The 8,767-nt window shown below is 33.7% G+C and carries 11 protein-coding genes and 2 pseudogenes; 3 read left to right on the forward strand and 10 right to left on the reverse strand.

The annotated features are described in order from the left end of the window. Positions 1 to 426 precede the first annotated feature (426 nt). Together ACFX4N_RS13410 and ACFX4N_RS13415 are read right to left on the reverse strand one after the other, a co-directional pair. Positions 427 to 831, reverse strand: a complete 405-nt coding sequence (locus ACFX4N_RS13410) for a hypothetical protein (protein WP_013058456.1) — start codon at positions 829 to 831, stop codon at positions 427 to 429. 316 nt (positions 832 to 1,147) lie between these two features. Further along, a complete protein-coding gene (locus ACFX4N_RS13415) occupies positions 1,148 to 1,666 on the reverse strand; it encodes a YfiT family bacillithiol transferase (RefSeq protein WP_098901282.1) in 519 nt (172 codons plus the stop codon). A 280-nt stretch (positions 1,667 to 1,946) separates the two neighbouring features. Between ACFX4N_RS13415 and ACFX4N_RS13420 the strand changes: the two genes are divergently transcribed. Further along, on the forward strand, positions 1,947 to 2,174 hold the full coding sequence (locus ACFX4N_RS13420) for a hypothetical protein (RefSeq protein WP_057273795.1): 228 nt from the start codon (positions 1,947 to 1,949) through the stop codon (positions 2,172 to 2,174). Between the two features lie 76 nt (positions 2,175 to 2,250). Here the strand turns inward: ACFX4N_RS13420 and ACFX4N_RS13425 are convergent, their stop codons facing one another. Continuing rightward, a complete protein-coding gene (locus tag ACFX4N_RS13425; RefSeq protein WP_057273796.1) occupies positions 2,251 to 2,748 on the reverse strand; it encodes an ankyrin repeat domain-containing protein in 498 nt (165 codons plus the stop codon). 101 nt (positions 2,749 to 2,849) lie between these two features. Continuing rightward, a pseudogene (locus tag ACFX4N_RS13430) lies at positions 2,850 to 2,978 on the reverse strand (sporulation membrane protein YtaF); the annotation flags it as partial. Positions 2,979 to 3,097: 119 nt separating this feature from the next. Between ACFX4N_RS13430 and ACFX4N_RS13435 the strand changes: the two are divergent. Further along, entirely contained in the window at positions 3,098 to 3,739 is a 642-nt protein-coding gene (locus ACFX4N_RS13435; RefSeq protein ID WP_013058460.1) for a DUF1232 domain-containing protein, read from the forward strand. A gap of 43 nt (positions 3,740 to 3,782) precedes the next feature. On the opposite strand, the gene ACFX4N_RS13440 is transcribed toward ACFX4N_RS13435, so the two are convergent. After that, positions 3,783 to 4,049, reverse strand: a complete 267-nt coding sequence (locus ACFX4N_RS13440) for a DUF3973 domain-containing protein (protein WP_057273798.1) — start codon at positions 4,047 to 4,049, stop codon at positions 3,783 to 3,785. Positions 4,050 to 4,239: 190 nt separating this feature from the next. Between ACFX4N_RS13440 and ACFX4N_RS13445 the strand changes: the two genes are divergently transcribed. Then, the gene (locus tag ACFX4N_RS13445; protein WP_098547177.1) at positions 4,240 to 4,584 is read left to right on the forward strand and encodes an SPW repeat domain-containing protein; all 345 of its coding nucleotides are present in this window, start codon (positions 4,240 to 4,242) and stop codon (positions 4,582 to 4,584) included. A 236-nt stretch (positions 4,585 to 4,820) separates the two neighbouring features. Here the strand turns inward: ACFX4N_RS13445 and ACFX4N_RS13450 are convergent, their stop codons facing one another. The 5 genes and pseudogenes from ACFX4N_RS13450 to ACFX4N_RS13470 all read right to left on the reverse strand — a co-directional run bounded on the left by ACFX4N_RS13450 (position 4,821) and on the right by ACFX4N_RS13470 (position 8,730). Next, positions 4,821 to 5,693, reverse strand: coding sequence for an AraC family transcriptional regulator (locus ACFX4N_RS13450; RefSeq protein WP_098901281.1), 873 nt, complete (start codon positions 5,691 to 5,693; stop codon positions 4,821 to 4,823). A 249-nt stretch (positions 5,694 to 5,942) separates the two neighbouring features. Then, positions 5,943 to 6,512 (reverse strand): MEDS domain-containing protein, encoded by a 570-nt coding sequence (locus ACFX4N_RS13455; RefSeq protein ID WP_098547179.1) that lies wholly within the window; start codon positions 6,510 to 6,512, stop codon positions 5,943 to 5,945. A gap of 432 nt (positions 6,513 to 6,944) precedes the next feature. Continuing rightward, positions 6,945 to 7,402 (reverse strand): annotated as a pseudogene (locus tag ACFX4N_RS13460) (AraC family transcriptional regulator). Between the two features lie 150 nt (positions 7,403 to 7,552). Then, entirely contained in the window at positions 7,553 to 8,419 is an 867-nt protein-coding gene (locus ACFX4N_RS13465; RefSeq protein ID WP_257128878.1) for a pentapeptide repeat-containing protein, read from the reverse strand. Between the two features lie 119 nt (positions 8,420 to 8,538). Beyond that, positions 8,539 to 8,730 (reverse strand): hypothetical protein, encoded by a 192-nt coding sequence (locus ACFX4N_RS13470; RefSeq protein ID WP_098901280.1) that lies wholly within the window; start codon positions 8,728 to 8,730, stop codon positions 8,539 to 8,541. Between the last annotated feature and the right edge of the window lie 37 nt (positions 8,731 to 8,767).

Genomic DNA, 8,767 nt, shown 5'->3' on the forward strand with positions numbered 1-8,767 from the left:
TATTCAGGATTAGAGATAACTTCCTTAACACATTGAGGAAGTTTTTCTGTTTTTAAGCTGTATACTCTTTAGTTAGCATAATGTCATTTATTAGAACCAAAAAAGCTGTATGAAGAATCTTATTCAGGCAGTCTTCTGTTTAAAATTTTATTGATTGCGACTCTCTAACTTCTGCATATTTTCCCATATCATTTGAATTTATTAAATGTCATTACAATTTCCTTTTATTTCTTAATAAAATAACAATCGATATCAAAGCAACAGTATTAATTAATTCTAAAAGAGGACTTATTCTGTCTAAAAATAAACTAATCATGTTCTATAACATTTGCTTCTCACAACCTTCTAATTAAAATCAAAAGATTAAAAACAAATTATAAAACTACTTTTAGACAACCTATTGAAATATTTCAAGAAAAAACACTGTTAATCGGGAAGTTCTAAAAAATCATCTAAGTGTGTTTCAAGCTCAACTTTTATATCGCTAAGTGACTCACCAACTAGTTCTCCTATTACTTTGCTTCCAAAGATTTTTTTCGAGAGTGGTATACCTAAAAACGTACGGCTACATTTCCAAACTACTACGTTATAAAAATCAAGCATATCTCCTTCTATATCATCATTGATAAATATAATGACTACAGATTCATACCCTTCATCAAAATGATCACCGTTCGTAACCTCAAACTTCACAAAAAGGTCTAAGTTTTGTTTCTGAAATAAAGGCGTATATATTTGTTCGAGTTTCATCGTGACATCTCTTAATTCTTGTTCGATTTTATTGATTCTGTTTCTTAGCTGTAATGTGAATTCTCTCTCACCGTATTTCATTTATAATCACCATTTTCCAAAATTAAGGTTGAGTAACAATTCTACGCATAAAAACAAAATTTCTGTATTGTATACTTCATACATTCTTAGTTAGCATACTCACCGCTATTGGTACTAATAAAAAAAGAGATTGAGACATAGCTAAATCAATCGAATCTACAGACGAACAAATGGGATAAATGAAACCTACGTTCACCCTATCAATAAAAAATCAGAACAATTAATCGATACTATTGATTAACTGTTCTGATTTTTCTTCAACTAAAATACTTTTGTCCCAGCCTCTTTTCAGAAGTCACATATATTAAATGTTATTCTACCATCCTTTTTGATTTCTTAATGTGGTAATATGAGCAATATGATGCTTTCCATGCCAAGCGTAAGTGGCTATTAATTGCTCAATCGTCACTTCCCCGTTTTCAGGGTGGTGGATCGTTTTCTTTAAATCTATTTCATCAAGTGAGTTTAACACTTTATGAAGACGCTTATGTAAAGCTGAAAAAAGCTGGAGAGAAATTTCTATCGGTAACTCATTATCAGGAAGATTCGACCAAGCCACTTCATCATATGCCTTAATAGTAGGCTCTTGCTCTGTTAACCCTAATTTAAAACGGGTATAAGCATTCATATGGGAGTCAGCTAAATGATGGACAACTTGACTTAATGTCCAACCGCCTTCTCGATAAGGCGTAGCTAACTGCTCGTTTGTCAGCCCTTCTACAGCATCAGCTAATTGCTTTGGTGCATCTTCAATGTCATGAATCCAACCTTGAATATCCTCTTTTTGAATATGTTCTTTCACCGTAAATTTCCCAATCGGATATTGATTAAACATACACCCTCATCCCTTTCTATTGCTATCAATATCTATTATAGCAACTTTAGGTGCATATGAGTTTAAATATTCAGAATCCATACTTCCCGATAAAGTATTCCAAATTGTGAATACAGTGTACACTTTCAGTTAGCATATTGCCGTTTATCCCCAATAAAAAATAATGTAGTCTCCCTTTACTATGGTTCACGATAAGTATTCCTCTAAATTAAGGCCACTTTCAACTAAAATAATAACCGTATAGATAAACATTCCGTAAGATTAAGGTGAGGTGATTAAAATGAGCAATAATTATAAAAGCTATTTCTACAGTAAGTTCTTTTTAGTATATTTTATTACACTTTCATTATTTATTATCGTTGATATCGTAGAATCAGGAAGAGTTACACTTTTTTCTTTGGGAGACAGCTGGAATTTCATTTTATATCAAATTGGTTTTTGTTTAATTGCTATTGGCTTTTTTAGTGCATTCATTGCAAACTTATTATGGAAAATGAAAAAAAGATAAGTAATTAATTAAAGATTGAAAATAGAAAATACATACTATATATGTTTTTAGTTAACATAAAATCTCCTACTATATATTAAGCTTTATTATTTAAATACTGAGTAAGTAAATGAACTGCGCTGTCTTGTTTTTTCTCTATTGCAACCTCTAAAGGTGTTTTCCCATCATCTTTTTGTATCTCAATATCTGCACCTTTTTCGATGAGAAGTTTAATCATATTTTCATCTCCTAGCAACGAGGCCTCATGAAGGCTAGTCCATCCACCGCTTTGTTTTGCATTTACATCTGCGCCTTTTGTAAGCAACAAGTCTACAGCTTGAATTTGCTTATTTGCTACTGCTGCATGAAGAGGCATGTTTTCATTCGAATTTTTAGCCTTAATATGAATATCCGCCCCTAGCGACAACAATAACTTAGCGCTATCCACTTGCCCAAAATAACAAGCTAAGTGTAAAGGCGTCCACCCATCTGAATTAAAAGCGCTAAGTAAAGATGGCTCTTTATTTAATAACGCTTTTATCTCTTCACTTTCTCCATTCACCGCCGCATTTGTTATTTGATCAATATATTCCACTTTACATCCCCCTAATATATAGAAATACATTGATTATATTTCCATTTTATCATAATTTTGTGAATGAACACGATATTCAAAAGTAGTTACCATAGAAATCAACAAATAGCTGCTATTAGTAAATTAGAAAGCCATCTTATCCTGATTTTTCGTACTCCATAAGATATTCCTACGCCAAAGTTATCTATACTTGATGATAGGGCAAAACCTAAAATGAATAACCATTCCATTTTGTATTCTCCTTTTGATGATAATATTGAGGAAATTTGCTTACTTGTTGCATATATTGTTGATAAACCTTCAATAAAATAAATACTGCGCGTTGAAAAATATAAAGAGGTGAATCGCAATGTCTAACACCAAAAATGAACAAAACCTTGGTCTGTTATTGAGGTCTTTATTAAAGAAAAATGCTTTATCTATGCGGAAGCTCAGCTCACTTACGGGGATTGATACGGCGACTGTTTCACGGATTATAAATGGAAAGCAGCAAGCAAATCTACATCATTTAAAGCAGTTTGCGCATTATTTAAATACGCCTCTTGAAGCATTAATTGACCCTGCTGGAGCTGCTTCAAACAATACAGAAAACGAAGTAGAAACAGGCATTCATTACTCCATTGATAAAATTCAAGAAATACTTAAATCTTTTGATATAGTGGATACAAACTTTACGATTGAACGTGTAAAACAAGAACTAACAAAATACAAGCAATATGCACAGACCGACGAAGGACACAGCATGATTCTAGATAACTTTCAATCCAAAATAGAGCAAGTAGGCAGCGTTGGTACCTTTATTGATCAATTAAAGCAAATGTATCTTGAATATTGTAGCGAAGAAACCTCGGCTGCCAAGCGCTCTATTTTGGGAAGTGCGCTATTGTATTTTATTTTGCCTACCGATATTATCCCAGACTACGTCTTTCCAATTGGATATCTAGACGATGCAATAGCTGTACAACTAGTGATGAATCAACTTACAGAATAAAGACTGCGTTTTATTAAGGGAACTGAACGCGGCATACCGCTTTTTATTGTGAAAACGGAACTTTTTCTGGACGATGAGCAGGTAAATACTCTATTGCTTTCTTTAATTTAGATAATTCCTTTGGCACAATCTTTTTGATGATTTTTTCTTTTTCACATGGTTTGCATGACTCATGGTTACATCTATGCGCACACATACCTAAAGGAATTTTCTCTCCTACAAATGGATCTATATAGACTCCATTTTCAAATAACTTACTCTTAATAAGATTTTCATTTTGCAATCTGCAGCAATTAACACAATAGTACATTTGTTTTTCACTCTCTTTCTTATACTTGATTTTGAAACATCTTATGAGAACTCATCAACAGAAGTGCTTGTTCCTACATGGAAAGTTGAAAAAATCTCAACAAACGTTGAAGAATACTCAACACACGTTACTTACAAACATGTAGTTTAAGTATGACATCATACAGAGTGTCATACATCGAGGAGGGATAATGGTGAAAACAAGCGGTATTATTAACGCTGTAATCGGTATTTGGTTTGTTATTGCCCCTTGGATGCTTGGGTTTTCATACGATGCAGGGGCTACTTCAGCAAGTATTGTATTTGGAAGCCTTCAAGTGATTATGTCTTTTTGGGGAGTTACTAAACCCGGATGGAATTCATGGCAAAATTGGATTTCGCTCATTACCGGATTATGGTTTATTCTTTTTCCCTTTATTTATTCATTAACAGACGGGGTGCTTTGGTCTAGCGTCGTACTTGGGTTAATGACCGTATTACTTAGTTTATGGAGCTTGAACTCTAAAGCAAGATTAAAATTAAAAGCTGTAAGTTAAAAAGCGAATAATATTCCACTTTTTGCTTAAACTACTCAAGATACCGCAACGTATCGACTATGTGAGAAATAATTCTCCTAGCAGAAAAGCTCCCTACGGAAATAGGGAGCTTTTTCTGCTTTTTATGTAAGGCTTGTACAGATTTAGTCAACGCAATGTATTTTATAGAAAGCTATAAAAGAGAAAAGGTAGATCACATTTGCGATCTACCTTTTCTCTCCATTACGGAGTCATCATTACTTTTTTAACACCGGTATCCATATTTCACTTTTAAAGGTTGGCGACGTTACATTTTTATGTTCATTCCATAAGATTTCCGGTCCTTCTACTTGTTCATAATTTGAGGATGGAAACCATTCTGAATAAATTCGTCCCCATACATCTTGTAATGTGTCAGGAAATGGCCCGACTGCTTCGAATACAGCCCATGTTTCAGCGGGCACTTCAAGTTGTACTAAATGATCGGGACAATCCTTAGTTGTGGCTACACCGATATAATGGTCCAGCTGCCCTTTTTCCTCCATTCTCCCTTCAGAAAAGTTCACAGATGCACTAAGCAAACCTAATGGTGTAACATTAGAAAGTTCTTTTAATTTACGTATTGTTTCATCGTTCAAGCTTTCCCACATAGCAGCAATCTTTGGGTTAACTCCATGAAAAATTATCGGAACTCTTTCTTTAATACCAACGATATGAAAGGCCTCTTTTTCCTCAATTCGATAATTCATTTCATTTCCTCCTTTAATTGATAACTGAAAGGCCATTTTTGGAAATGCTTTAAGTGAACTCCCATTTTTTTTAGCTTCCGAAGGAGTTATACCGTGTAGATTTTGAAAAGCCCTTGTAAACGAATCCGGTGAGCTGTAATTGTACTTGATCGCAACATCAATGACTTTGATGTTACTATCTTTAAGTTCAAATGCTGCAAGTGTAAGACGTCTTCGGCGAATATATTCTGATAAAGTAATGCCTGCAAGAAAAGAAAACATCCTTTTAAAGTGATACTCAGAGCAAAGAGCCAGCCTTGCTACTTCTCTAAAATCGATATCATTGGTTAAATTCTCCTCAATATAGTGTAAAGCTCTATTCATATTTCTAAGCAAATCCATTTGTATGACCTCCCTTATTATCAGAATAGCAGGATTTGAATAAGGCTATCCGACATTTCATGCACAGTTATGCAGGCTTTTTCCTTCTATTCATAAGTTCCTACAAACTTAAATAAGCTATTCAAGGTGCAATTTCAGCTAGCATAATAATTTTAGAAAATAACAAATAAAGAGCCTTAAATTATAAGCCTCTTTATTTGTTCTCTATTTACGTGTGTTTTCAGTAGTAAATCCCAACTAAAATATCAATTACACTGCATCTGTCATTACATATAAATTGGATGGGATAATTTTGTTTTCTAAAATTACGTATGGATGGCACTTCATTAAAGCAAGTTTAAGAACTTCTGGTACTCTCTCTTCATCATAAGCGCATACTAAATGTAATCCGCCTTTATTTACTAATTTGTCTGCTTCATTTTCAAACTCTTCTAAAATAGGTACAATTCCTTCTTGCTGTCCCCATTCTACATGAGCCCATATTTGAAAAGATCTATTGTTTTTATAGAAGGGATCTAAGTGTCGAGAGAGATGTTCAAAGATTATAGCAGGCTGAAAACTTCCACTTGAACAGTAATAATCAAAATTATTAATAGTATGTATATATGTTAATTGGTCTTCAGTTAGAATTTCCTCTAACTTTTCAAAAATTAATGGAATTAATCTTTCACTTTCTATAACTAACGTATGCCTCTCCTGTTCAATTCCCGACACAATATAAGACACAAGATTATCTAAGTAACTTCTCATGTCGTCAATATTATAGTAAATATGAACGCTTTCATTATTCTGTATTAATTGAGCAAACTGATTTTTCAAGTGTGTACGCTCCCTTATATAAAATCAACCTAAATTTCAAGAATCTTAAACTAGTAAATTGTCTATTCGTTAGAACAATTCTACGCTTTGCATTCTTGTCTGTCAAAACTGGATGTTCTCCCATTTGTTTTGGGGTGTACAGCTGTTTTTAGAGCAGTGTAGCTATATTGATTGCAAACGGTATAACGTTTGCGGCAATTATTCTGGCGCCTTGACTAAAGAATACTATACCCCTTTTCAAATACAATTAAAGCCTAACAAGAAATAATGACAGAATTAAGTTTACTTATTTTTTCAAATAAATCTTCGCGTAGCATGGATAGAAGTTTTTTAGTTTGTATAGCCTTAAAAATAGCTATCATAACACGCGTTACAAGTAGAAAAAAGATCTTAAACTTCTAGGGAAGTTCAGGATCTTCAAATAAAAAGCTCTTATTTTTTTAATGTTATAGGTACACAAATATTACAATAATCAATCTCATTATTGTCACCATAATATCGTTCAAAGATTGGCCTTGGATCAACTTCATAACCCGCTTCTAACAAGCCAGAAAAAATGGTAGCCCACGCTTTTTGAATTTCTTCTGCAGTATGCTTAACTTTGTATATTGCATACTGTCCCCCTACTAATTGATCTTCACAAAATCATCATCAACGTAATATTCACTAGAAATGACGATACCAGCATCATAGCGACAATTCTCAGGAGCTGTGTCTTCAGGATTGTCCCGTGCGATGCTCAGAATTATTGAATCTTTAGTAAACAATCCCTTCTTTTTAGCCAAACGTTTTAACTTCTCCATCACTTTAACATTATGAGGACCATATGGCCCAACTTGTCTCACATATGCAATTCGGTAATTTGGTAAAGTATCAATCTTCATATTCATATCACTCTGCCCCTTTTTCATCAATATTTACTACAATGAAAAAGTTATCACTATTTAAAAAGATAATCACTTAAATTTTTAAAAATTTACCATTTATATAAACACAGTTTATATAAGCGCGGTTCTAAGCATAAAAAAGGAGCTCAAGAACTATTGAACTAGTTCTTGAGCTCCTCCTTTTACCCAATGTTCTGGGATTGCTAAAGCAGACGGCAACTTTGTATGTACATTTCCCTTTGCCGCATTCACCTGTGCCTGAGTAAGAAAAATACTTCCTGTCAGGTCGGCACCGCTCAAATCAGCATCCCTAAAGTCTGCACCAATAAGATCAGTTAACCGGAGATCCGCATCTCTAAGATCAGCAGCTATAAATAACGCTCCCTTTAAATTAGCTCCTCTAAGATTAGCTCTTCTTAGGTTAGCACCGATATAGTCACTACTACGCTTGAATTTCTTTCCCAACTTTTTATTAGATGTTTTAGGACGTACCAATTCACTTGTACGTACAAGCAAGTCCTTCACTTTCATTCGATGTTCATGTACATCAATTTTTAAAATATCCTCTGGGCTTTGTTTGATCAGGCTTTCAGTTTCTTCAAAAGAAATTTTTAAATCATTGTGAATTGGTTTTGTAGCTTGAAATTGGAGTGCCTCACTTAAATACCACAGCATTTCATGCAGCTGCTGAACAATAGGAAATACCTCAAACATTTCTTTAGCCCTTGTTTTGTTAGCTCTCCAATCATTTCCTATATATATAGCTTGAGAAACTCTTTGACCTGCACCAAAACATTCATACCCCACACAGCCTTTGAATCCCGTAGTGATAAGGTTTTTATGAATGGAACATGAATAGTTTGGCTGTAAATGACGACAAGGAGTCCCGCCATCTTTATTAAATGCGAAATCAGCAGATTGTGCATAAGGTAAAGCTACGCAGCACAAACCAAAACAACTTGAACAGTCGGAACGTAAATTATCTCGAATATCATTATTTATTTCTAATTTATTAGACAAAACAACCATTCCTCTCATGTTAATAGCGACCAAAAGGAAAATAAAGTTAATTCCACCTTATATTTAGTGTGTAAAATACAAATTTTTTTAGTAAATTCTTTCGTAAACCTTAAAGAAAGTTACCTATTTACAGTACCTTCTATTGTTACTAAATACATTATGCTATCAATCCCAAGCCCTGTATCTATAAGCACAGCTTTATTTTCTCCGATAAGCAAAAAAGAATGGACTTTTTCCCAATGCCCACATTCGCTAATGGCATAAGTTTTATCATCAATCGTTTGCACTGTAAACCAAGAATCTTTAATCATATAACAGGCAGTGACTTACTACTAAGTTCGATATTTA

The sequence above is a fragment of the Priestia sp. YIM B13551 genome (assembly GCF_042787905.1).
Taxonomy (GTDB): Bacteria; Bacillota; Bacilli; order Bacillales; family Bacillaceae_H; genus Priestia.